Source organism: Pseudomonas azerbaijanoccidentalis, assembly GCF_019145495.1.
GTDB lineage: Bacteria > Pseudomonadota > Gammaproteobacteria > Pseudomonadales > Pseudomonadaceae > Aquipseudomonas > Aquipseudomonas azerbaijanoccidentalis.
This window is the reverse complement of the sequence record NZ_JAHSTU010000001.1, coordinates 1,221,861-1,243,780: the sequence shown is the minus strand read 5'-3', so window position 1 is coordinate 1,243,780 and position 21,920 is coordinate 1,221,861. Positions and strand designations below refer to the sequence as shown.

Genomic DNA, 21,920 nt, shown 5'->3' with positions numbered 1-21,920 from the left:
CCCAGCCTGTTCAGCGCGCTAGCCTAATAATTACAAGATGAGGAACCCACCAAAATGAACGTCAAGATTTCCCACACTGCCGAAGTCCAGAAGTTTCTCGAAGAGGCCAGCGGCCTGCATAACGACGCCGGCAATCCACGGACCAAGGCGCTGATCTACCGCATCCTGCGTGACTCGGTGAACCTCATCGAAGACCTCGCCGTGACCCCCGAAGAGTTCTGGAAAGCGGTCAACTACCTAAACGTGCTGGGCGCGCGTCAGGAAGCGGGTCTGGTGGTGGCCGGTCTGGGCCTGGAACATTACCTTGACCTGCTGATGGACGCCGAAGACGAACAGGCAGGCAAATCCGGTGGCACCCCGCGCACCATCGAAGGCCCGCTGTACGTGGCCGGCGCGCCGCTGTCGCAAGGCGAAGCGCGTCTGGACGACGGCGTCGATCCGGGTGTGACCCTGTTCATGCAAGGTCGCGTGTTCAACACCGCTGGCGAACCTCTGGCCGGCGCCGTGGTAGACGTGTGGCACGCCAACACGGGCGGCACCTATTCGTACTTCGACCCGACCCAATCGGAATTCAACCTGCGTCGCCGCATCGTCACCGACGCCGAAGGCCGCTACCGTTTCCGCAGCATCGTGCCGTCGGGCTATGGCTGCCCACCGGACGGTCCGACCCAGCAACTGCTCGACCAATTGGGCCGTCATGGCCAGCGTCCAGCGCACGTGCACTTCTTCATTTCCGCGCCGGATCATCGCCACCTGACCACCCAGATCAACCTGGATGGCGAGAAGTACCTGCATGACGACTTCGCCTACGCTACCCGCGACGAGCTGATCGCCAAGATCACCTTCAGCGATGACCAGCAGCGCGCAGCGGCTCACGGTGTGAGCGGTCGTTTTGCCGAGATCGATTTCGATTTCACCCTGCAATCGTCTGCACAGCCTGAAGAGCAGGAGCGTCACGAGCGGGTTCGCGCCCTGGAAGACTGATAACCGCGCTCCACTGTAGGAGCTGTCGAGTGCAACGAGGCTGCGATCTTTCAAAATCAAAAGATGGCAGCCTGCGGCAGCTCCTACAGGGGATTGACGTTGTTCGATGACCCCCACAGGTCAGTGCATTGATACACCGCTGCAAGGACTGCCTTAGAATGACCCGACGCAATCCATAACAACAATGAGAGTGACCCGATGATGCAAGCTCAACTGTTGAGTCAGCGCAGCAGAGTATTCGACCATGCCGACCCTTACGCGGTGTCGGGCTACGTCAATCAGCATGTCGGTAACCACTGCATTCTCATGCCCCGAGCCGGCAGCCCGCTGGCCAGTCTCGATCATCGCAAGTTCGCCAGTCTCGATTTGTGTCGCATCAGCTACGGTGCCAGTGTGCGCGTGACGTCCGGTTCGCTGGACAGCATTTATCACCTGCAAGTGCTGTTGCGCGGCAATTGCCTGTGGCGTGGCCACGGCCAGGAACATTACTTCGCCCCGGGCGAATTGCTGTTGATCAATCCCGACGATCCGGTGGACCTGACGTACTCCGACGATTGCGAAAAATTCATCCTCAAAGTCCCGACCCGTTTGTTTGAATCGGTCTGCGATGAGCAGCGCTGGCGCTATCCGGGGCAGGGCGTGCGGTTTCTGGAAAACCGTTATCAGCTCAATGAACTGGAAGGTTTCGTCAACCTGTTGGCAATGATTTGCCAGGAGGCCGAATCCACCGAGCAGATTCCCAGGGTGCAGGAGCATTACACGCAGATCATCGTCAGCAAGATGCTCAGCCTGATGAAAACCAATGTCTGCCGCCTCGAACTGGGCTCGCAGACCGCCACCTTCGAGGCGATTGCCGATTACATCGCCAATAACCTCAAGCAAGACATCGACAGCGAAGAACTGGCGCGCCAGGCACACATGAGCCTGCGCTCGCTGTATGGGCTGTTCGAGCGCAATGCCGGCGTTACACCGAAAAACTACCTGCGCCAAAAACGCCTGGAGCGTATCAACGCCTGCCTGAGCGATCCGACCTGCAACGTGCGAAATGTCACGGAAGTGGCGATGGACTACGGCTTCCTGCACCTGGGGCGGTTCTCCGACAGCTACCGCAAGCAGTTCGGTGAATTGCCGTCCGATACCCTCAAGCGCCGTCACTGAATCAATATCCCCCGTAGGAGCTGCCGTAGGCTGCGATCTTTTGATCTTGTCTAAAAAGCAAATCAAAAGATCGCAGCCTTCGGCAGCTCCTACATGAGTGCGTATTTCATAACAGAGTCGCCGCCAATAGCGATCTGTGAGCCCTGCACAAAACGGATAAAGGTCTGCACCCCGCGGATAGTCCATCCCATCGCCCCGTCCTAGCATGACCCCTGCCTGAACAATAACAATGGAGGCGGCGGCCATGACCCTGCGACCCGAATACGTGCATTCCCTGCTTGAAGACGATCCCGAGCAGGGCCTCTATCGCTGCAAACGCGAGATGTTCACCGACCCCCGGTTGTTCGATCTGGAGATGGAACACATCTTCGAGGGCAACTGGCTGTACCTGGCCCACGAAAGCCAGATCCCCAACATCAACGATTTCTACACCACCACCATGGGGCGCCAGTCGATTTTCATCGCGCGCAACAAGGACGGTGTGCTCAACGCTTTTATCAATGCCTGCAGCCACCGCGGCGCGACCCTGTGCCGGCACAAGTCCGGTAACAAGAGCTCCTACACCTGCCCGTTCCACGGCTGGACGTTCAACAACTCCGGCAAGTTGCTCAAGGTCAAGGACCCGGCCAACGCCGGTTACCCATCGAGTTTCAATTGCGAAGGCTCCCACGACCTGACCAAAGTCGCGCGTTTCGAGTCCTACCGCGGTTTTCTGTTCGGCAGCCTGAAAGCCGATGTCTTGCCACTGGTCGAACACCTGGGCGAGTCGGCGAAGATCATCGACATGATCGTCGACCAGTCCGCCGATGGCCTGGAAGTGCTGCGCGGTTCTTCGAGCTACATCTACGAAGGCAACTGGAAACTCACCGCCGAAAACGGTGCCGACGGTTACCACGTCAGCTCCGTGCACTGGAACTACGCGGCCACCCAGAATCAGCGCAAGCAGCGCGAAGCGGGTGACGCCAACCCGACCATGAGCGCCGGCAGCTGGGCCAAGCAGGGCGGTGGTTTCTATTCTTTCGACAAGGGCCACATGCTGCTCTGGACCCGTTGGTCCAACCCTGAGGACCGCCCGCTGTACGAGCGTCGCGATGAGCTGGCGCAAGACTTCGGCAAGGCGCGCGCCGATTGGATGATCGAGAACTCGCGCAACCTGTGCCTGTACCCGAACGTGTACCTGATGGACCAGTTCAGCTCGCAAATCCGCATCGCCCGGCCGATCTCGGTCAACCGCACCGAAATCACCATCTACTGCATCGCCCCCAAAGGCGAGAGCGACCACGCGCGGTCAAGCCGGATTCGCCAGTACGAAGACTTCTTCAACGTCAGCGGCATGGCCACACCGGACGACCTGGAAGAGTTCCGCTCTTGCCAAACCAGCTATCAGGGCAGCGTCACGACGTGGAATGACATGTCCCGCGGCGCTGAACACTGGATCGAAGGCGCCGACGATGCGGCCAAGGAAATTGACCTGCACCCGCTGCTCAGCGGCGTGCGCACCGAAGACGAAGGCCTGTTCGTGCTGCAACACAAGTATTGGCAGCAGACCATGCTCAAGGCGCTGGCGGCCGAGCAGTCGAAGCTGATCGCCGTGGAGGACGTGCAATGACCATTTCCTATGAAGCGGTGCGCGATTTCCTCTATCGCGAAGCGCGCTACCTCGATGACCGTCAGTGGGATGAATGGCTGGAACTGTACGCCCCCGACGCGACGTACTGGATGCCGTCCTGGGACGACAACGATGAGTTGACCGAAGACCCGCAGCGGGAAATCTCGCTGATCTGGTACGGCAACCGCACCGGCCTTGAAGACCGCATCTTTCGCATCAAGACCGAGCGTTCCAGCGCCAGCGTGCCGGACACCCGAACCTCCCACAACATCAGCAACATCGAACTGCTGGAACAAGCCGACGGACTGTGCAAGCTGCGATTCAACTGGCACACCTTGAGCTTTCGCTACAAGACCGTCGACAGCTATTTCGGCAGCAGTTTCTACACCCTCGACGTGCGTGGTGAAAACCCGCTGATCAAGGCCAAGAAAGTGATCCTGAAGAACGACTATGTTCGCCAGGTCATCGATGTTTACCACTTGTGAGACTGCCGTCATGACCCATTCCATTGCGTTCAATTTCGAAGACGGCGTCACTCGTTTCATCGACGCCAACGTGGGCGAAACCGTGGCCGATGCCGCGTACCGCCAGGGCATCAACATTCCGCTGGACTGCCGCGACGGCGCTTGCGGCACCTGCAAGTGCTTTGCCGAAGCCGGCCGTTATGATCTGGGCGAGGAATACATCGAAGATGCCCTCAGCCCGGAAGAGGCCGAGCAAGGGTTCGTCCTGACTTGCCAGATGCGCGCCCAGAGCGATTGCGTGGTGCGCGTGCCGACCTCTTCGGAAGTCTGCCGTACCCGCCAGGCCAGCTACGACGCGACCATCAGCGCCGTGCGCCAGTTGTCCGACAGCACCATTGCGCTGTCGATCAAGGGCGAGGCGTTGAGCAAACTGGCGTTCCTGCCGGGGCAGTACGTGAACCTTGGTATTCCCGGCAGCGAGCAGACCCGCGCCTATTCGTTCAGCTCGTTGCAGCGCGACGGCGAGGTCAGCTTTCTGATCCGCAACGTACCGGGCGGGCTGATGAGCAGTTTTCTCACCGGCATGGCCAAGGCGGGCGACAGCATGAGCCTGGCCGGTCCTCTGGGCAGTTTCTACCTGCGCGATATCCGCCGTCCGTTGCTGTTGCTGGCCGGCGGCACCGGGTTGGCGCCGTTCACCGCGATGCTGGAGAAAATCGCCGAGCAGGGCAGTGATCATCCGCTGCATTTGATCTACGGCGTGACCCACGATTTCGACCTGGTGGAACTCGATCGCCTGGAAGCCTTCGCCGCGCGCATCCCGAATTTCACCTACAGCGCCTGCGTCGCCAGCCCGGACAGCCAGCACCCGCTCAAGGGCTACGTGACCCAGCACATCGAGCCCAAGCACCTGAACGATGGTGACGTCGACGTCTACCTGTGCGGCCCGCCGCCCATGGTCGAAGCGGTCAGCCAGTTCATTCGCGAAAAAGGTATCGCGCCCGCGAACTTCTACTACGAAAAGTTCGCCGCCAGCGCGGCATAACCATTCCCTGCGGCTACGCCCCGCCATGTAGGAGCTGTCGAGTGCAACGAGGCTGCGATCTTTGAAGAACAAAATCAAAGGATCGCAGCCTCGTTGCACTCGACAGCTCCTACAGAAGAGTGGCGTCGCGCAGTCGATCTTGAGGTGTCCATGAACAGATTCCATGAAAAAGTCGCGCTGATCACCGGCGCCGCGCAGGGCATCGGTCGGCGTGTTGCCGAGCGTATGGCGGCAGAAGGGGCGAAGCTGATTCTGGTCGATCGTTCCGAACTGGTGTTCGAGTTGCAGCAGCAATTGGCGCCGGACTGCCAGGTGCTGGCGCTAACCGCCGACCTTGAGCAGTACGAAGAGTGCAACCGCGTGATGCAGACCGCCGTCGAGCGTTTCGGGCGCCTGGATGTGCTGATCAACAATGTCGGCGGGACGATCTGGGCCAAACCTTTCGAGCATTACGAAGCTTCGCAGATCGAAGCCGAAGTCCGTCGCTCGCTGTTCCCGACGTTGTGGTGCTGCCACGCCGCACTGCCGTTCATGCTGGAGCAGGGCAGTGGCGCCATCGTCAACGTTTCTTCAATCGCCACCCGCAGCGTCAACCGGGTGCCCTACGGCGCGGCGAAGGGCGGCGTGAATGCACTGACCGCGTGCCTGGCGTTCGAAACTGCCGGGCGCGGGGTTCGGGTCAATGCCACTGCGCCGGGTGGCACCGAAGCGCCGCCGCGCCGAGTGCCACGCAACACCGACGAGCAAAGCCCGCAGGAGAAAGTCTGGTATCAGCAAATCGTCGACCAGACACTCGACAGCAGCTTGATGAAACGCTACGGGACGCTGGATGAACAGGCCGGAGCCATTCTGTTTCTGGCCAGCGATGAGGCGTCGTACATCACCGGCATGATCATGCCCGTGGGCGGCGGCGATCAGGGTTGAATGCGCTACAGGCGACGCTGAAACGCTTTGACGATTCTCAGCGTAGCGTCGCTGGTGTTGAGGTTCTGTACGGCATCCAGCGGGAACCAAATGCAATCGAAGATTTCATTCAAGGGCCTGGCGGCGTGGTAGTCCGGTACCGAGGCCTCGAAGACATGGTGCCGCGTACTGCCTGTTTCCAATTCCATCAGGTACAGCATGTCGTCGGCGCCTAATCCGGTTTCTTCCTGCAGTTCTCGCAGTGCGGCAGCCGCCGTGGTTTCCCCGGGCTCGACTTTTCCACCAGGCAGCGTCCAGCGACATCTTGGCTTGCGTACCAGCAAAATGTGTCGGTCCTGCTCGCAAATGACGGTTGCGCGTACTTTCATGGGTTCTTCGATCAATCGCTGTCATCAAATGGTAACAAAACTGCAATATTCAGGCCGATACTCTTTCATGAGCGCTTGGCTGTTTTGAGCAGCGCGACGGCAGGAAAGTGCCATCTTCTGCTGAACAGCCCACACGACGTCTGGTCGTCATTTTGCCGAAGGGTGGGTGTAAGGTAGGTGCGTTAGCCTTGGATATCGTTGCCGAAATGGAGGTGACCATGAGTGTTCCGATGTTGAACAAAATGCACATGAACGGTTATGACGTACTCAGCGTGAACAACGGCCCATGGCGGGTTTGCACCAAAGGTGACCGGCTTGGGTCCTTTGGTAGCCGAGAGGAAGCACTGGCGTTTGCAGCGTCCCTTCCCGGCTATCGGTCGAAGTCGAGCAGGCAAGTGAACAACCAGTAAGCGGATCAAGCGTACGCAAAAGCCCCGGCATGCCGGGGCTTTTTATTGTGTCGGAAGGTGAGGGTGCGGGCAGCTAACCCGCCTTGTTACGAGTGATGACCTTGGCTTTGACCTCTTCGGCATAGCCCGCCAACCGCTGTTCATCGCCCTGGAACAGGTCGCACAGGCGCTTGACGGCTTCGGCATCGACATCATTGCCGCTCAGGCGCAACTGTTCCCCAATACGCAAAAGTTCTACTGCCGACCAGCGCAGATCCGATGCAAGTCCTTGCAGGTCGCGCCGAAGCGCTTGTTCGCTTTCGTTAAGCCACATGATGTTCTCCTGTCACGCGCTGCTACGAAATTTTAGACCCTTTAGCGCGTTGGGACGTTGTGTTCGTCTGGTTCTTCGCAGCTTCCTTTGGTCGGGAAATTTGCGTGATCGGCAAAATTCGCTGTCGTAGTGACGTAGCGAATTTCCTCAGGTGCGCAGGGCAGGCTACATTTCATGTTTTCAGGATAAGGATGCTTTATGCAGAGTCGGTTGTGGTTGGGGGGTGTGGTCTTGGCGTTGTTGGGGGGCTGTTCGTTACCGGCGTCGGTGGTGCCCGGTGAACCGAATGTCAGCAAGTACAGTGAAAAAACACCCAAGGACTTTGCTGCGTGCGTATTGCCGGTCTGGAAAAAAGAGGTTTCCAACACCAGTCAGTCGTCGATTTCCAATGGCTACCGGATCACCGCGCCGAGCATCATTACGGCCGACGAGGTGCTGGACATTGTTAAATCGAAGGACGGCAGCCGGGTGTCGTTGTACCAGGGGCCACCCTGGGCGAAATCAGGCGCACTGCGCGAAGCAGTGCGTGATTGCATCTAGGCTTCAACTGGAGATGTCAGTCACCTGGATGAGTTGATCGTCGCCTGCCTGGGCACTCGCTGTGCCTTTCTTTTCCCGGCGCTCATTCATCCAGTGGTCGACCTGCGCATTGAACTCGGCCGGGGCTTTACGCCCAACTTTTCTGGCGATATCCAGAATGGTTTGCTGGGCGAGGGCCTCTTCCATGCGCTTTTGCGCCGTCATCATTGCGCCATGCACTGAGCAATGCCCGTCTAGCGCCCAATCGGGAGCTTCACCCTCGAACAACGCGCAGCGGCCGCGGATTTCCCGGCATTCGAAAATGGCTTTGCGCCCGTCGATGGCGTTGACGATATCCAGCAGTGTGATCTCGTCAGCAGGCCGCGCCAACTTGAAGCCACCTCGCACGCCCTCAGTGGCGACCACCAGTTTTGCCTTGGCCAGTTTGGTGAAGATTTTTGCCAGATAGTCCAGAGGCACGCCTTGCAGTTCCGCAAGGTCGCGCACGCTCGCTTCACGGGTGTCGCCGCAATTGCCCACCAGGAAAATCAGGCAGTGGATGCCGTACTCGACACCTGCGCTGTAAAGAGACATCTCGATCTCCGACTAATGTTGTCGCAAATATTAACAGCTGATGACCGACCATTCAACGCGCCGATCCTCTTTTGAATTTTTCCGATAAATCCACTGAAGCTCAGGATTTAAGCGGGGTTGCCCGGTGTATCGATTTGATTGATTGCAAGCATTTGAAAATATCTGTTGCGGCTTTTAACTCGGACTAATAGAGTCGCCGTTGTCAGGTCGGGAGCCAAGCGCTGCGTTCACGAGGACGAGCCCACCAATCCCCTGATCATTCAACGAATTTCAATGCCTCTCTGGAGCGACAAATGAAACAGCACATTTTGGTAATCGGCGCAGGTTTCGGTGGCATGTGGACCGCTTTGAGCGCCACGCGACTGTTCGACATCCACGGTCACAACGACTTTGAAGTAACCGTGCTGGCTCCCCAGGCCGAGCTGCGTGTGCGTCCACGCTTTTACGAACCGAACGCCCATCAACTGGCCGCTCCGATTGGCGAGCTGTTCGATGCGGTCGGCGTGAAGTTCATAAAGGGCGCCGCCGACACCATCGACGTAGCGCAAAAGCGTGTGGGCTACATCGACGCCGCCGGTGAAAAACAGGTTTGCATCTACGACAAACTCGTTCTGGCCACCGGCAGCCGTTTGGCGTTGCCAGGCACCCCGGGCGTGGCTGAGCATGCGTTCGATGTTGATCAGATCGAACAGGCCGTGCGCCTGGAAAACCACCTCAAGTCCCTGGCTGACCAGCCTGAAAGCCAGGCACGTAACACCGTGGTGGTAGCCGGCGGCGGTTTCACCGGCATCGAAACGGCGACTGAAATGCCCACGCGTCTGCGTGCCATTCTGGGCGACAAGGCGGACCTCAACGTGATCATCGTTGACCGCGGCAGTAAGGTCGGCGGCTCCATGGGCCCGCAAATCGCAGAGAAAATCGCTGAAGCCAGTATTGAAACCGGGGTGAAATGGCACCTGAATGCCTCGGTTGTCGCGGTCGATGAAAACGGTGTGACCTTGTCCGATGGCCAGCGCATCGACGCCAAAACCGTCGTCTGGACCACTGGCGTGCGTGCCAGCTCGCTGACCGAGCAGATCCCGGCCGAACGCGACAACCTGGGCCGCCTGCACGTCGATGCACACCTGAAAGTCATCGGCCAGGACGACATCTACGCCACCGGCGACGTTGCCTACGCGGCCAGCGATGACATCGGCAACCATGCGTTGATGACCTGTCAGCACGCCATTGTGCTGGGGCGACATGCCGGCAATAACGTGGCGGCGCAGATCCTGGGCGTGTTCCCGACGCCGTACAGCCAGCCAAAGTACGTGACCTGTCTGGATCTGGGCGCGTGGGGCGCGGTTTACACCGAGGGTTGGGATCGTCAGGTCAAACTGACCGGGCAGGAAGGCAAGGAGCTCAAGACCCAGATCAACACGGTCTGGATCTACCCGCCGGTGGCGGATCGTGCAGTGGCGTGGGCAGCAGCGGATCCGTTGATTCCGATTGCCTGATGTTGATTGCTTGAACTGAATCCTGCCCGGTCTTTCTGGGCGGGATTTTTGTTTTTGGGCCTGGGTTAAGGTTCGTGATCTGGTCTTTGTCAGTTCAGCCCCCTGTTTTGCTGGCGACGTCTATATTGAAAGGCCGGGTCCGACGCCGTACTCCGGCTTAACAGACGACCCATTTTTCTGATTCACCTGACATTGCATGAACCTCAATTCAATCAGGAGATCATCATGACCCAGCTCGACAAAGTTCTGTACACCGCCAAAACCCACACCACTGGCGGTCGCGATGGCGCCTCGCGCAGTTCCGACGGCATTCTGGACGTAAAACTGTCATCGCCGGGCGCCGGCGGCGGGGGCACCAATCCGGAGCAACTGTTCGCCGCCGGGTGGTCAGCCTGTTTCATCGGTGCCATGCAGGTCGCCGCCAAGGAAATGAAAGTGGCACTGCCCAAGGATGTCGCCGTCGATACCGAAGTCGACCTGGGTACCAATGAAGGCGGTTACCTGCTCCAGGCGCGCTTGAATGTAAGCCTGCCAGGGCTGGACCGGGAAACCGCACAGAAAATCGTCGAAACCGGGCACCAGTACTGCCCGTATTCGAAAGCCACGCGCAACAACATCAACGCCGTGGTCAAGCTCGTTTGAGCTGAAATAAAAAAGGTCTTGGCGACAGATTTCAGGGAGCAGCATCGCCAAGACCTGAAAAAGGTCAGGCTACGGGCGTGCCCAGCCACTTCGTCACGGTAGGTGCCTGCCACCGTTCAAGCGCATCAATCAGCGCCACCGGGTCGGTATCGAACAGCACCATTTGGCTGTGTTCGGTTTTCATGAAACCTTCATTCACGGCATGTTCGAGCACGTTGCGCACCGGCTCGAAGAAGCCGCCGATGTTCAGGCAGGCAACCCCTTTGTGGTGATCACCCAATTGGATCAGCGTCGCCACTTCAAACAACTCTTCAAAAGTCCCCAGCCCACCAGGCAAGGCAATGAATGCGTCGGCGCAGTCGCTCATGCGTGCCTTGCGGCTGCGCATGTCGGGTGTCACTTCATGCCGGGTCAGCCCTGGGTGCAGATGCCCGAGGTCGCACAACCGACGGGTGATGATGCCCACGGCTTCACCGCCCTCGGCGAGCACGGTATCGGCCATCACGCCCATCAATCCTTTATCTGTACCGCCATAGACCAGACGCAAGCCACGCCTGGCGATCTCCCGGCCCAGGGCCCGGGCGCCTTCGACGTAGTCAGGCTTGAAGCCATAGTTGGAACCGCAGAACACGGCAACGCTGCGCAGGGGAGTAGAAATGTTCATCGAATGATTCCTGTTAGGCGAGTTCAGGCGGGAGTTGGTACATGGCCGGCAAAATACAGCGCGGTTTCGCGCTCGGTTTTTGCCCGGATGCCATCGACAACCTCTGGCTTTTGCCCGGTGCCTTCCACCGAGAAAAACCTCACGTCGAGCAAACCGATGCCCGCCAGTACGGCCTGCAGCCAGGGCCGCAGAAAGTCCGGTTGCTGAGCATTGACGCCGGTGAAGGTGCCGCCCGAAGCAATGGCGATAAACACCGGCCGGTCGCGCAGGGTGCCCACCTTGCCTTCAGCGGTGATGCGAAAGGTTCGGTCAGCCTGAACCACATGGTCGAGCCAGGCCTTCAGCGCCGAAGGCACCATCAGGTTATGCATGGGCGTGGCGATCACCACGCAGTCAGCGTTTTCCAGTTCGCGGATCAACTGCTCGGATTGCAGCAAGGCGCCTTTGGCGGCTACTGGACGTGTTGGATCACGCCGTTTGCTCACGGCTTCGGCATAGTCGGCATCGATATGCGCCAGCCCCGTGACACCGCGCTCGGTGATCATGAAGTCGCTGCCGGGATGTCTGTCGATCAGTTGATTGATGAGGGTTTGCGAGAGTCGATAACTCTCGGACGATGTCCCTCGCGGGCTGCAAATCACGCGGAGTATTTTCATGGGACCCTTTGACGTTTGTGGTGACAAGGGCCTCATGATGTGGCTGCTTGGACCAGTCACAAAGAGCCAAGAACTGCCTTCGCGTGTGGGCCATGTATGGTGTTTCAGAGCAGCGCGAGAATTTGTTTTCCAAGGTGTTCGGCACGGGGTTGCGAGTCGATATTGGCGAAGCCGAGCATCAGCCCGCAATGGCTTTCAGGGCCGATGCAACATTCGCTCAAGGCTTCGGCATAGATCCCCGCCTGCAGTAGGCGCTCGACCAGCGCCCGGTCTGATTGTGGGCGGATCAATCGCAGGATCAGGTGCATGCCTCCGGGTTGGGTATCGATGTGAATGTGCTCGCTCAGGACGGAGTTCAGTCCTCTGACGGCGGCCTTACGGCGTTCGCCGTAGAGTTTGCGCATGCGCTGGATATGCCGGGCGAAATGACCCTCGGTGACAAACGTCGCAACGATGGCCTGGGTCAGTTCCGGGACGCCGCCGAGAAAGGTCTGGCTGACGTGTTCGAAGCGCTCGACCTGCGCTGGCGGCACCACCAGATAGGCAACGCGGATACCGGGAAACAGCACTTTGCTGAACGTGCCGGCGTAGAGCACGCGACCTTCGCGATCCAGGCTTTTGAGCGCGGGCAGTGGGCGGCTGATGTAACGATACTCGCCGTCGTAATCGTCTTCGATGATCCATGCGTGTTCGCGACTTGCCCACTCCAGCAGTTGCAGGCGTCGCGGCAATGACAGCGACATACACAACGGGCTCTGATGGGCGGGCGTAACTACGGCGGCACGAGCGCCAGCTGAATCGCTGACGCCTTGCGCCACTTGCATGCCGTCCTGATCCACCGCAACGGGTTGCACCCCGATCTGCAAATATTCGAGTAATTGACGGGTAGGGCGGTAGCCGGGGTTTTCAACCAGGACGCGGTCGCCCGGTTGCAGCAAGGCGTGGGCGATCAGCGTCAGCGTGTTGCGGTAGCCCGAGGTGACGAACACCTGCGCAGGCTGGCAATGGATGCCGCGCGCCACTTGCAGGTAGCTGGCAATCGCATTGCGCAGGGATTCCAGGCCATGGGCCGATGGGTTGGCCATGTCCGCAATGCCCGTGGCGCGCACGCAGCGAGCGCCGATCTGCGCCCAGATCTTGCGCGGAAACTCATCCAGCGCCGGCAGGGCCATCTGAAAGGGCAGTACCGGCGCCTTGTGCCGGACCGAGGCTCCCGCGGGCGGACTCACCGCACGGTCGTCATGGGCATTGAGGGGCCTGACATTCAGTCCTGCCGCCACCACCGTGCCGGCCTGGCCACGCGACTGGATGTAACCTTCAGCCGTGAGTAATGAATAGGCGTTATCGACCGTACCCCGGGCCAGCCCCAGCTCTTTGGCCAGCGCCCGCGCCGCAGGAATGCGCTCGCCCGGTGCGAGTGCGCCGTCGCTGATTGCTTCGCGGAACCGCCAATAGATTTGCCGATAGATCGGTTCCCGAGAAGTGGGGTCGAGGGGTGAAAAGCTCTTGGCGGGTTGGCTCATGGTCAGGCTCTGAAGGCAACAGTGTTGCCGACTTAAACAGGAATCGTACAAGTGCTATGACCTGCTTCAAAGGTCCATGAATCGTTTGGGCGACTGGGCCATGAAGACTGCCATATGGCCCATTTCACTCACCGGAACATGGCCCTTTGAGCATAGGCCAAGCCGTCGCACGATGCAGTCCTCCAAACAGCCAAATCGAGGACTCATCATGACTCAACGTATCAACTACTCCAGTGCTTCCCCTGAAGGTTACAAGGCTTTCGGCAACGTCTACGGCTACGTGCAAAAGAGCGGCCTGCCCACCGAACTGATCGATCTGGTTTACCTGCGGGTTTCGCAAATCAATGGCTGCGCGTTCTGCATCGACATGCATTCTCGCGATCTGCGTAATCTCAATGTTGCCGCCGAAAAACTGGCGCTGTTGGCCGTGTGGCGCGATGCCGGGGATCACTTCATCCCACGTGAGCGCACAGCGTTGGCTTGGGCCGAAAGTGTCACTCAAGTCGCCGAAACCGGTGTTCCCGAGAACGTCTATGCAGCCGCTGCCGCTGAGTTCAGCGACAAGGAACTGACAGACCTCACCTACGCCATCAGCTTGATGAACGCCTTCAACCGACTCGGTGTGGCATTCCGCTCGAAACCGGCCGCCGCCAAAGCCTGATCGGTTCCATCGCTCGCCAGGCATCCAGCCCGGCGAGCCCTTTAGAGGAGCGATGACACATGGCTTGGGCATTACTCGGTATCGCAGGCATCCTGGAAATCGCTTTCGCTTTTTACATGAAGGGTTCCGAAGGTTTCACGCGACTGGTCCCTGGCGTATTGACCGTTATCACCGGCCTGTCGAGCGTCTTCCTGCTTTCACTGTCGCTGCGCACGCTGCCGGTAGGCACGGCTTATGCGGTATGGACCGGTATCGGCGCGGCGGGCACGGCGATTGTCGGCATGGCGCTGCTGGGGGATTCAACAGCGCCGATGCGGTTGCTGTGCATCGGGGTGATTCTGGCGGGCGTTATCGGGCTCAAAGTGGTGTCGGGCAATTGAGCCCATGCCTCAGCCTTCCTCGACATTGTCGATGTGCTTGAACCGCTCGATCAGAAAATCGATCAGGCTGCGCACCCGCGCCGATAAGTGCAGTTGTTGCGGGTACACCGCATACACGTCGGCCCGGGTGGGCGTCTGGTCTTCCAGTACCAGGCGCAAGCGGCCGCTGCGCACATAGCGGGCGATGTCCCATTCGGCCCGCAGCAAGATGCCATGCCCGTCCAGCGCCCAGTTCAGCGCCACCTCTCCGTCATTGCAACCCAAAGCACCATGCACCTTGATGTTGTCCGTGTGCCCGCCATTGGTGAAGCTCCAGACACCATAGGGCGACTCGTTCTGCCGGATGAAAATGCAGTTGTGGTTTTGCAGGTCAGCCAGTTTCTGTGGCGTGCCGTGTTTGTCCAGGTACAGCGGCGAAGCACACAGCAAGCGGCGGTTGGAGGCGATTTTGCGGGCATGAAACGCGGCGTCCGGCAGGGTGCCGAAACGAATGCCCAAGTCGAAGCCGTGGGTGGCCAGGTCCAGCGGGTGGTCGCTGATCTCCAGTTGTATTTCCACCTCCGGGTATTGAGCGTAGAAAGCAGCGAGGGCAGGGCCGATATGCCGACGACCAAAGCCGAGCGATGCGTTGACCCGAATCAAGCCCTTGGGCGTGGCGCGGCTGCTGCTGACCAACTGCTCAAGCTCATTGATCTGGGTAAGGATGCGCGCAGCCTGGGAGAAATACAGTTCGCCTTCGGAGGTCAGGCTCATCGAGCGCGTAGTGCGATTGACCAGGCGGATACCCAAGCGAGCCTCCAGCGCCGTCAGGCGTTTGCTCACCGCCGGCGGCGTGATACCCAGTTCCCGCGCTGTCGCCGCGAGGCTGCCTTTGTTGGCCAACAGATAGAAAAACGACAAATCCAGAGTCTGGCTCATTCGTAACTCAAAGTTATTTATGTAGTGATTTTGAGGAACTCACACCTATTTGTTCACTACATATACTCCGCTCACACCCCGCCTGAACAGCGGGAACAACAAGAAATCGACAAGAGTGGAGACAACAATGAGCGCATACAAAATTGCTGCAGTGCCCGGTGACGGCATCGGCGTGGAAGTGATCGCCGCAGGCGTCGAGGTGCTGCAAGCCCTGTCGAAAAAGTCCGGCTTCAATCTGGACTTCAAGCACTTCGACTGGAACTCCGACAACTACCTGAAAAACGGTTACTACATTCCCGAAGGTGGGCTTGAAGAGCTGAAAACCTTCGACGCGATCTTCTTCGGCGCGGTCGGTGCGCTCAACGTGCCGGATCACATCTCCCTGTGGGGCCTGCGCCTGCCGATCTGCCAGGGCTTCGATCAGTACGCCAACGTGCGTCCGGCCCGTGTCTTGCCGGGGGTGAAAAGTCCGCTGCATAACGGCGACCAGATCGACTGGGTGGTGGTGCGGGAAAACTCCGAAGGCGAATATTCGGGCAACGGTGGTCGTGTGCACCGGGGCCTGCCGGAAGAGGTCGCCACGGAAGTGTCGGTGTTCACCCGGGCCGGGGTCGAACGCATTCACCGTTTCGCTTTCGAACTGGCGCAAAGCCGTCCGCGCAAGCACCTGACCATGGTCACCAAGTCCAACGCCCAGCGCCACGGCATGGTGCTGTGGGACGAGATTTTCTACGAAGTGGCCAAGGATTTTCCGGACGTGAAAATCGACAAGGAACTGGTCGACGCCGTGACCACGCGCATGGTGCTCAAACCCTCGACGCTGGACGTGATCGTCGCCACCAACCTGCATGCCGACATCCTGTCCGACCTCGCGGCCGCGCTGTCCGGCAGCCTCGGCATTGCACCGACCGCCAACCTCAACCCATCGCGTAAATTCCCGTCGATGTTCGAACCGATCCACGGCTCGGCCTTCGATATCACCGGCAAAGGCGTGGCCAACCCGATCGCCACCTTCTGGACCGCTGCGATGATGCTCGAACACCTGGGTGAAGCCGCGGCGGCCAAGCACTTGATGTCGGCCATCGAAGCGGTGACCGAAAGCGGTTTGCACACCCCGGACCTCGGCGGTAACGCCACCACCCGGCAGATCACCGATGCGGTCATCGCACTGATCAACCGCTGATTTTTTCCGACGATTCAAGCTGCGGCATAACGCCAAGGGGCAGGTCCGTGGACCTGACCCCTGGGCATTTCCTGACAACAATAAAAATCAGGGCCCTGTCATGAAAAGAATATTTGGCAAACTCTACGTACAAGTGCTCATCGCGGTGATCCTCGGCGCCATCGTCGGGGTGTTCGTTCCCGAAACCGGCGCAGCGCTCAAGCCCTTGGGCGACGCCTTCATCAAACTGATCAAAATGCTCCTCGCACCGGTGATTTTCCTGACGGTGGTCACGGGCATTGCGCGCATGGAAAACATGAAGGAACTGGGGCGCGTGGGCTTTCGCGCGCTGCTGTATTTCGAGGTGGTGTCGACATTGGCGCTGGTGGTCGGCCTGGTCGTGGTGGACGTGTTCAAACCCGGCGCGGGGATGAACATCGATGTCGCGACGCTGGACACTTCCAGCCTGGCGACCTACACCACGGCGGTGAAACATGCCTCGTTCATGGACTTCGTCATGAACATCATTCCCGACACCATTGTCGATGCCTTCGCCAAGGGCAACGTCCTGCAGATCCTGCTGTTTTCGATCCTGCTCGGTATTGCCCTGGCCCATGTCGGACCGCGCGGCAAAGTCTTTGTCGATACGCTGGACAGCCTGATGCAGGGCATGTTCCGCATCGTCAACATGGTCATGCGCCTGGCACCGATTGGCGCTTTCGGCGCCATTGCGTTCACCATCGGCAAATACGGTTTCGGCTCGCTGTTCTCCCTCGGTAAGCTGATGGCCTGCGTGTATCTGACCTGCGCGGTGTTCGTGATCTTTGTCCTTGGCCCGATCTGCCGCTACAGCGGTTTCAGCTTGTGGAAGTTTCTCAAGTTCATCAAGGAAGAACTGTTCACCGTGCTGGGCACCAGCTCGTCGGAATCGGTGCTGCCGCAGATGATTTCCAAAATGGAGAAGGCCGGCGTGTCGAAACCGGTGGCGGGGATGATCATTCCCTCCGGCCTGACCTTCAACCCGGACGGGCAGGCGATCTACTACACCATCGCCGCGATTTTCATTGCCCAGGCGACCAACACGCCGCTGACCCTGACCGACCAATTGATTGTGCTGGCGGTGCTGATGTTCACCTCCAAGGGCTCGGCGGGTGTCACCGGTTCCGGCTTCATCATTCTGGCGGCAACGCTGTCGTCCCTCGGCACCATACCGGTGGCGGGCATGGTCCTGCTGCTGGGCGTTGATCGCTTCATGTCGGAAGCGCGGGCGATCACCAACACCATCGGCAACGGCGTCGGCACCATGGCGATTGCCAAGTGGGTGGGCGCGCTGGATACGGTGAAAATGCACAAGGCGCTGAATGGTGAGGTTGTTGAGGAAAAGCCTGAGGTGGCACAGGTCGATGTTGTGTTTACAGCGTCATCGGTGAAGGCGACTCCGTTGTTGACCAACCTGTAGGAGCTGCCGAAGGCTGCGATCTTTTGATCTTGCTATAAAAATCCAAGTCAAAAGATCGCAGCCTCGTTGCACTCGGCAGCTCCTACAAGAGAGTGTGAGAGTCAAGACTATAGCGATGGATCCATTGAGCTATTAACGGCGCTGTCCAGCGTCTATGGCAGGGGCTAATATGCCGCGATAAAACCACAATAACGACGTGATCGGCCTTGTATGAAAATCCACCCGTTACCGCCACTCAATAGTCTGGTCGCGTTTGAAGCGGCGGCGCGCCATTTGAGTTTTACCCTGGCAGCGCAAGAGTTGAACGTGACGCAAGGTGCAATCAGCCGGCAGGTTCGGTTGCTTGAAGATTATCTGGGCAAGGTCTTGTTCGAGCGTACCACCCGCACCATTCACCTGAGCCCGGCCGCCAGTCAATACTATGAAACGGTGCGTGCTGCATTGCTGCAAGTGGCACAGGCCACGGGGGAAATTCGCCACTGGCAGGGCGCCGAACAGGTAACCGTCGCGACCAGTACCGCCATGGCTTCGCTGTGGCTGCTGCCGAAGGTGGCCGAGTTTCAACGGGAGAACGAAGAGATCGATCTGCGCATTATCGCCCACGATCAGGTCAAGGATTTCTCTCGCCTGGATTGCGATCTGGCGTTGTATTACTGCCGGACACCGCCCAGAGACATGCAGGTCACACCCTTGTTTTCCGAGGAGGTGTTCCCGGTGTGCAGCCCCACTTACCTCGCCAAACACCCGGCACTGAACAAACCGGTGGACCTCGCAGCCTGCACCTGGCTGTTCCTTGACGACCCGCAACGCGACTGGATCGGCTGGGCCGATTGGTTCCAGAGCCAGGGGCTGAAAAACGTCGAGCCCAAACGCCGAATCAACATCAATAGTTACTCGATGCTGATCCAGTCGGCGATCGGCGGTCAAGGCATTGCGCTGGCTTGGTCCAACCTTGTCGACGATCACCTGCAAACCGGTGCGCTGGTTCGACCGCTGGATACCGTGCTGAGAACCGATGCCAAGTTTTGCCTGCTCGAACCTCTTTCCCGCGGTGGCATGCGCCAGAGCGTAAAACGCTTCCGTAGCTGGTTGATGAATCAACTGCCCGCCGCGCCCGATCAAAGTTAAAACCCGACAGATCCAGGTAGCCGCTGGCGAAGCCCGCGGCTACAGGTTGGTGTGTCTGTATTTATGATCAAAAGTCATTAATCCCTGCCGAAATATCGTTTGTCGAGACACTCCCCGTTTTCCCAAACTTGCTGCCAGCGGACCCCGGGCCAATGAGCCCGCCGATCATCCAAACCGTGCCCAGCAGGGGAAAACAATAATGAGCAGCATCCAGCAAATTCCTGTGCATCATCTCGAAACTGTCCTCAATCCGATCCACGAAGCCACCGGCCTGAGCAACGAGTTCTATACCGAGCAACGCTACTTCGAACTGGAACGCGATCAGGTCATGGGTAAAACCTGGGCCTGCGTCGGTTTCGCCAGCGATCTGGGCAAGGCCGGTTCGGTCAAGCCAATCGATTTCATGGGCCTGCCGTTGCTGTTGATGCGCAACCGCGAAGGCCTGGTGCAAGTGTTCCACAACGTGTGCAGCCACCGTGGCATGAAGCTGGTCGAAGAGGCCGGTGAAGTGCAGGGCGTCATTCGCTGCCCTTACCACTCCTGGACTTACGACCTCAACGGTGGTCTGCGTGGCACGCCGCACGTCGGCGGTATCGATCAGCACAAAGATGAGCGTTTCGCCTGTGAAAAACATGGCTTGAAGGCCATCCGCAGCGCGATCTGGATGGACATGGTGTTCATCAACCTGTCCGGCGATGCGCAACCGCTCGAAGACATGCTGGCGCCGTTGACCCAACGCTGGACCCAGTTCCTTGGCGAAGACGGTATGAGCCTGATGCGCCGTCGTCCGGGCCATGACGCGACCACGCTGGACATCAACTGCAACTGGAAACTGGCCGTCGAAAACTACTGCGAGGCCTACCACTTGCCGTGGGTGCACCCGAGCCTGAACTCGTACTCGCGTCTGGAAGATCACTACAACATCATTTTTGGCGAGCATTTCGCCGGTCAGGGCAGCTACGCCTACAACCTGTCGGACGTCGCCGGTACGCACCTGCCGAAATTCCCGGGCTGGCCGCTGGACCGCTTGCGCAACGCCGAATACGTCGCGTTTTTTCCGAACGTTCTGCTCGGCATCCAGGCTGACCATGCCTTTGCCATGCAGCTGGAGCCGGTCGCGCCGGGCCGCACCATCGAGCACCTGCGCCTGTTCTATGTCGGTGATGAAGCCGCGAGCAGCGATGAATACAGCGCTTGCCGCGATGCGATTCTGGAGTCCTGGAAAGTGGTGTTCGCCGAAGACATCAGCTCGGTCGAAGGCATGCAGAAGGGCCGTCACTCCCCGGGCTACAAGGGCGGCGCGTTCTCTCCGGAAATGGACATCCCGACGCACTTCTTCCACCAGTGGGCTGCGCGTCAACTGCTCGCCACCACGCCGTCCGCCTGAGGAGGTCCCATGTATCCGATAGCCTCCCACTGGCTCAATTACATCGACGGGCAATGGATCGACAGCGTCCAGCGCCTGACGGTGAGCAACCCCGGTACCGGCGAACAGCTGGCGACCATCGCCCAGGCCACCGTGGCTGACGCCGAGCGTGCGTTGCTCGCGGCCCGTCGTTGCGCTGACAGCGGCGAGTTGACCCGCGAGCGTCCGGCGCAGCGCGTCACCTGGTTGTTGCGCATTGCCGAAGAAATTCGCGCCGTGGCGGAAGAAGGCGCCTGGGTGCTGTGCCAGGAAAACGGCAAGCGCCTGAGCGATGCCAAGGACGAATTCATCGAGGCGGCGCGTTACTTCGAGTACTACGCCGGTATGGCGGACAAGATCGAGGGCACCTCGATCCCGTTGGGCAACGGCTACATCGACTTCACCCTGTACGACCCAATGGGGGTTTCGGCGCAGATCGTGCCGTGGAATTTCCCGGTGTCGATCTGCGCCCGTTCGCTGGCGCCGGCACTGGCGGCCGGCAACGCGGTGGTGATCAAGTCCCCCGAGCTTTCGCCGTTGGGCATGTGCGTGCTGATCCGTGCCATCGCCAAGGCTGGTCTGCCAGACGGCGCGGTCAACCTGATTTGCGGTCGTGGTCGCGAAGTCGGTTCACATTTGGTCAGCCATCGGGGTGTCGATCAGATTGTGTTTACCGGTTCAGTGCCAACCGGCCAGTCGATTTTGCGCGATGCCGCGCAGCATGCGATTCCGAGTGTGATGGAACTGGGCGGCAAGTCGGCCGCCATCGCTTTCGCCGATGCCGATCGCGAGCAACTGTTGGCCAGTGTTCAGTCGGGCATCTTTTTCAATGCCGGCCAGGTTTGCTCGGCGATGTCGCGGTTGCTGGTGCAACGCGAGATTTATGAAGAAGTGGTCGAGGCGGTGGTCGCCATGGCCGAAGGCCTCAGCGTTGGTCTGGGGCACGACAATGCCGACCTCACGCCGGTCGTCAGCGCCGGGCAACTGGCGGGCATCGAAGCCTTGTGCCGGCGAGCCATCGAAGACGGCGCCGTAGCAGTCACTGGCGGCGAAGCCTTCGCTGACCGTGCCGGGCACTTCATGCGCCCGACGGTGTTCCGCGACGTCACCGCCGACATGTGCATCGCCCAGGAAGAGGTGTTCGGGCCGGTGTTGGCCATCATGGCCTTCGACACCGAAGAAGAGGCCATCGCGATTGCCAATGGCACCGAGTTCGGCCTGGTGGCCGGGGTGTTTACCCAGGACATCAGCCGCGCCATGCGCTGCACCCGTCGCCTGAAATCGGGCCAGGTGTTCGTCAACGAATGGTACGCCGGTGGCATCGAAACGCCGTTTGGCGGCGTCGGGTTGTCGGGCTTCGGTCGGGAGAAGGGCCAGGAAGCCTTGTACAGCTACGTGCGCACCAAAAACATAGCGATCCGGATTGCTGGGGAGTGAA

Annotated in this window: 24 protein-coding genes; 17 read left to right on the top strand and 7 right to left on the bottom strand. The window is 59.4% G+C overall.

Annotation, left to right across the window (positions count from 1 at the left end):
• The first annotated feature begins 54 nt into the window (after window positions 1-54).
• From catA to KVG88_RS05270, 6 genes are all read left to right on the top strand, one after another.
• Complete coding sequence (gene catA / locus KVG88_RS05295) at window positions 55-984, top strand: catechol 1,2-dioxygenase (RefSeq protein WP_217870569.1); 930 nt, start codon at window positions 55-57, stop codon at window positions 982-984.
• 198 nt (window positions 985-1,182) lie between these two features.
• Window positions 1,183-2,142, top strand: coding sequence for an AraC family transcriptional regulator (locus KVG88_RS05290; RefSeq protein WP_150703512.1), 960 nt, complete (start codon window positions 1,183-1,185; stop codon window positions 2,140-2,142).
• Window positions 2,143-2,386: 244 nt separating this feature from the next.
• Entirely contained in the window at window positions 2,387-3,751 is a 1,365-nt protein-coding gene (benA, locus tag KVG88_RS05285) for a benzoate 1,2-dioxygenase large subunit (RefSeq protein WP_217870566.1), read from the top strand.
• Window positions 3,748-4,236 (top strand): benzoate 1,2-dioxygenase small subunit, encoded by a 489-nt coding sequence (gene benB, locus KVG88_RS05280; protein ID WP_217870565.1) that lies wholly within the window; start codon window positions 3,748-3,750, stop codon window positions 4,234-4,236. Before benA ends, benB begins: the two co-directional genes overlap by 4 nt.
• A 10-nt stretch (window positions 4,237-4,246) precedes the next feature.
• Window positions 4,247-5,260, top strand: coding sequence for a benzoate 1,2-dioxygenase electron transfer component BenC (gene benC / locus KVG88_RS05275; protein ID WP_150703509.1), 1,014 nt, complete (start codon window positions 4,247-4,249; stop codon window positions 5,258-5,260).
• Window positions 5,261-5,410: 150 nt separating this feature from the next.
• Window positions 5,411-6,184 carry a 1,6-dihydroxycyclohexa-2,4-diene-1-carboxylate dehydrogenase gene (locus KVG88_RS05270; protein ID WP_150703508.1) on the top strand — a complete coding sequence of 258 codons (774 nt, stop codon included), beginning with the start codon at window positions 5,411-5,413 and terminating at the stop codon, window positions 6,182-6,184.
• Window positions 6,185-6,189: 5 nt separating this feature from the next.
• On the opposite strand, the gene KVG88_RS05265 is transcribed toward KVG88_RS05270, so the two are convergent.
• Window positions 6,190-6,552, bottom strand: a complete 363-nt coding sequence (locus tag KVG88_RS05265; protein ID WP_150703507.1) for an NUDIX hydrolase — start codon at window positions 6,550-6,552, stop codon at window positions 6,190-6,192.
• A 218-nt stretch (window positions 6,553-6,770) separates the two neighbouring features.
• On the opposite strand from KVG88_RS05265, the gene KVG88_RS05260 reads away from it, so the two are divergent.
• Entirely contained in the window at window positions 6,771-6,962 is a 192-nt protein-coding gene (locus KVG88_RS05260) for an SPOR domain-containing protein (RefSeq protein ID WP_217870564.1), read from the top strand.
• A gap of 73 nt (window positions 6,963-7,035) precedes the next feature.
• Here KVG88_RS05260 and KVG88_RS05255 read toward each other — a convergent pair whose 3' ends face one another.
• Complete coding sequence (locus KVG88_RS05255; protein WP_150703505.1) at window positions 7,036-7,275, bottom strand: hypothetical protein; 240 nt, start codon at window positions 7,273-7,275, stop codon at window positions 7,036-7,038.
• A gap of 198 nt (window positions 7,276-7,473) precedes the next feature.
• Here KVG88_RS05255 and KVG88_RS05250 point away from each other — a divergent pair, with 198 nt between their 5' ends.
• Window positions 7,474-7,815 (top strand): hypothetical protein, encoded by a 342-nt coding sequence (locus KVG88_RS05250; RefSeq protein WP_217870563.1) that lies wholly within the window; start codon window positions 7,474-7,476, stop codon window positions 7,813-7,815.
• A gap of 3 nt (window positions 7,816-7,818) precedes the next feature.
• On the opposite strand, the gene KVG88_RS05245 is transcribed toward KVG88_RS05250, so the two are convergent.
• A complete protein-coding gene (locus KVG88_RS05245) occupies window positions 7,819-8,388 on the bottom strand; it encodes an RrF2 family transcriptional regulator (protein ID WP_150703503.1) in 570 nt (189 codons plus the stop codon).
• A 293-nt stretch (window positions 8,389-8,681) separates the two neighbouring features.
• On the opposite strand from KVG88_RS05245, the gene KVG88_RS05240 reads away from it, so the two are divergent.
• Window positions 8,682-9,884: an NAD(P)/FAD-dependent oxidoreductase gene (locus tag KVG88_RS05240; RefSeq protein WP_217870562.1), complete on the top strand. Its 1,203-nt coding sequence runs from the start codon at window positions 8,682-8,684 to the stop codon at window positions 9,882-9,884.
• A 225-nt stretch (window positions 9,885-10,109) separates the two neighbouring features.
• Window positions 10,110-10,526: an organic hydroperoxide resistance protein gene (locus KVG88_RS05235; protein WP_150703501.1), complete on the top strand. Its 417-nt coding sequence runs from the start codon at window positions 10,110-10,112 to the stop codon at window positions 10,524-10,526.
• A gap of 64 nt (window positions 10,527-10,590) precedes the next feature.
• Here the strand turns inward: KVG88_RS05235 and KVG88_RS05230 are convergent, their stop codons facing one another.
• From KVG88_RS05230 to pdxR, 3 genes are all read right to left on the bottom strand, one after another.
• Window positions 10,591-11,190: an LOG family protein gene (locus tag KVG88_RS05230; protein WP_217870561.1), complete on the bottom strand. Its 600-nt coding sequence runs from the start codon at window positions 11,188-11,190 to the stop codon at window positions 10,591-10,593.
• Window positions 11,191-11,213: 23 nt separating this feature from the next.
• Window positions 11,214-11,846: an FMN-dependent NADH-azoreductase gene (locus KVG88_RS05225; RefSeq protein WP_217870558.1), complete on the bottom strand. Its 633-nt coding sequence runs from the start codon at window positions 11,844-11,846 to the stop codon at window positions 11,214-11,216.
• A 104-nt stretch (window positions 11,847-11,950) separates the two neighbouring features.
• Window positions 11,951-13,369, bottom strand: a complete 1,419-nt coding sequence (pdxR, locus tag KVG88_RS05220; protein ID WP_217870554.1) for a MocR-like pyridoxine biosynthesis transcription factor PdxR — start codon at window positions 13,367-13,369, stop codon at window positions 11,951-11,953.
• Window positions 13,370-13,577: 208 nt separating this feature from the next.
• Here pdxR and KVG88_RS05215 point away from each other — a divergent pair, with 208 nt between their 5' ends.
• Window positions 13,578-14,030 carry a carboxymuconolactone decarboxylase family protein gene (locus tag KVG88_RS05215; protein WP_150703497.1) on the top strand — a complete coding sequence of 151 codons (453 nt, stop codon included), beginning with the start codon at window positions 13,578-13,580 and terminating at the stop codon, window positions 14,028-14,030.
• Between the two features lie 59 nt (window positions 14,031-14,089).
• Window positions 14,090-14,410, top strand: coding sequence for a DMT family transporter (locus KVG88_RS05210; RefSeq protein WP_217870553.1), 321 nt, complete (start codon window positions 14,090-14,092; stop codon window positions 14,408-14,410).
• A 9-nt stretch (window positions 14,411-14,419) separates the two neighbouring features.
• Here KVG88_RS05210 and KVG88_RS05205 read toward each other — a convergent pair whose 3' ends face one another.
• A complete protein-coding gene (locus KVG88_RS05205) occupies window positions 14,420-15,328 on the bottom strand; it encodes a LysR family transcriptional regulator (RefSeq protein ID WP_150703495.1) in 909 nt (302 codons plus the stop codon).
• Between the two features lie 127 nt (window positions 15,329-15,455).
• Between KVG88_RS05205 and KVG88_RS05200 the strand changes: the two genes are divergently transcribed.
• The 5 genes from KVG88_RS05200 to KVG88_RS05180 all read left to right on the top strand — a co-directional run bounded on the left by KVG88_RS05200 (window position 15,456) and on the right by KVG88_RS05180 (window position 21,919).
• The gene (locus KVG88_RS05200) at window positions 15,456-16,511 is read left to right on the top strand and encodes a tartrate dehydrogenase (protein ID WP_150703494.1); all 1,056 of its coding nucleotides are present in this window, start codon (window positions 15,456-15,458) and stop codon (window positions 16,509-16,511) included.
• Between the two features lie 100 nt (window positions 16,512-16,611).
• Entirely contained in the window at window positions 16,612-17,949 is a 1,338-nt protein-coding gene (locus KVG88_RS05195; protein WP_217870551.1) for a dicarboxylate/amino acid:cation symporter, read from the top strand.
• A 210-nt stretch (window positions 17,950-18,159) separates the two neighbouring features.
• On the top strand, window positions 18,160-19,077 hold the full coding sequence (locus KVG88_RS05190; protein WP_150703492.1) for a LysR substrate-binding domain-containing protein: 918 nt from the start codon (window positions 18,160-18,162) through the stop codon (window positions 19,075-19,077).
• A gap of 199 nt (window positions 19,078-19,276) precedes the next feature.
• Window positions 19,277-20,464 carry an aromatic ring-hydroxylating oxygenase subunit alpha gene (locus tag KVG88_RS05185; RefSeq protein WP_191630510.1) on the top strand — a complete coding sequence of 396 codons (1,188 nt, stop codon included), beginning with the start codon at window positions 19,277-19,279 and terminating at the stop codon, window positions 20,462-20,464.
• A 9-nt stretch (window positions 20,465-20,473) separates the two neighbouring features.
• On the top strand, window positions 20,474-21,919 hold the full coding sequence (locus KVG88_RS05180; RefSeq protein WP_217870549.1) for an aldehyde dehydrogenase family protein: 1,446 nt from the start codon (window positions 20,474-20,476) through the stop codon (window positions 21,917-21,919).
• Window position 21,920 lies beyond the last annotated feature (1 nt).

Coding starts and splice junctions, on each gene's coding strand:
- catA (WP_217870569.1), top strand. CDS start 55: ATGAACGTCAAGATTTCCCACACTGCCGAAGTCCAGAAGTTTCTCGAA.
- KVG88_RS05290 (WP_150703512.1), top strand. CDS start 1,183: ATGATGCAAGCTCAACTGTTGAGTCAGCGCAGCAGAGTATTCGACCAT.
- benA (WP_217870566.1), top strand. CDS start 2,387: ATGACCCTGCGACCCGAATACGTGCATTCCCTGCTTGAAGACGATCCC.
- benB (WP_217870565.1), top strand. CDS start 3,748: ATGACCATTTCCTATGAAGCGGTGCGCGATTTCCTCTATCGCGAAGCG.
- benC (WP_150703509.1), top strand. CDS start 4,247: ATGACCCATTCCATTGCGTTCAATTTCGAAGACGGCGTCACTCGTTTC.
- KVG88_RS05270 (WP_150703508.1), top strand. CDS start 5,411: ATGAACAGATTCCATGAAAAAGTCGCGCTGATCACCGGCGCCGCGCAG.
- KVG88_RS05265 (WP_150703507.1), bottom strand. CDS start 6,552: ATGAAAGTACGCGCAACCGTCATTTGCGAGCAGGACCGACACATTTTG.
- KVG88_RS05260 (WP_217870564.1), top strand. CDS start 6,771: ATGAGTGTTCCGATGTTGAACAAAATGCACATGAACGGTTATGACGTA.
- KVG88_RS05255 (WP_150703505.1), bottom strand. CDS start 7,275: ATGTGGCTTAACGAAAGCGAACAAGCGCTTCGGCGCGACCTGCAAGGA.
- KVG88_RS05250 (WP_217870563.1), top strand. CDS start 7,474: ATGCAGAGTCGGTTGTGGTTGGGGGGTGTGGTCTTGGCGTTGTTGGGG.
- KVG88_RS05245 (WP_150703503.1), bottom strand. CDS start 8,388: ATGTCTCTTTACAGCGCAGGTGTCGAGTACGGCATCCACTGCCTGATT.
- KVG88_RS05240 (WP_217870562.1), top strand. CDS start 8,682: ATGAAACAGCACATTTTGGTAATCGGCGCAGGTTTCGGTGGCATGTGG.
- KVG88_RS05235 (WP_150703501.1), top strand. CDS start 10,110: ATGACCCAGCTCGACAAAGTTCTGTACACCGCCAAAACCCACACCACT.
- KVG88_RS05230 (WP_217870561.1), bottom strand. CDS start 11,190: ATGAACATTTCTACTCCCCTGCGCAGCGTTGCCGTGTTCTGCGGTTCC.
- KVG88_RS05225 (WP_217870558.1), bottom strand. CDS start 11,846: ATGAAAATACTCCGCGTGATTTGCAGCCCGCGAGGGACATCGTCCGAG.
- pdxR (WP_217870554.1), bottom strand. CDS start 13,369: ATGAGCCAACCCGCCAAGAGCTTTTCACCCCTCGACCCCACTTCTCGG.
- KVG88_RS05215 (WP_150703497.1), top strand. CDS start 13,578: ATGACTCAACGTATCAACTACTCCAGTGCTTCCCCTGAAGGTTACAAG.
- KVG88_RS05210 (WP_217870553.1), top strand. CDS start 14,090: ATGGCTTGGGCATTACTCGGTATCGCAGGCATCCTGGAAATCGCTTTC.
- KVG88_RS05205 (WP_150703495.1), bottom strand. CDS start 15,328: ATGAGCCAGACTCTGGATTTGTCGTTTTTCTATCTGTTGGCCAACAAA.
- KVG88_RS05200 (WP_150703494.1), top strand. CDS start 15,456: ATGAGCGCATACAAAATTGCTGCAGTGCCCGGTGACGGCATCGGCGTG.
- KVG88_RS05195 (WP_217870551.1), top strand. CDS start 16,612: ATGAAAAGAATATTTGGCAAACTCTACGTACAAGTGCTCATCGCGGTG.
- KVG88_RS05190 (WP_150703492.1), top strand. CDS start 18,160: ATGAAAATCCACCCGTTACCGCCACTCAATAGTCTGGTCGCGTTTGAA.
- KVG88_RS05185 (WP_191630510.1), top strand. CDS start 19,277: ATGAGCAGCATCCAGCAAATTCCTGTGCATCATCTCGAAACTGTCCTC.
- KVG88_RS05180 (WP_217870549.1), top strand. CDS start 20,474: ATGTATCCGATAGCCTCCCACTGGCTCAATTACATCGACGGGCAATGG.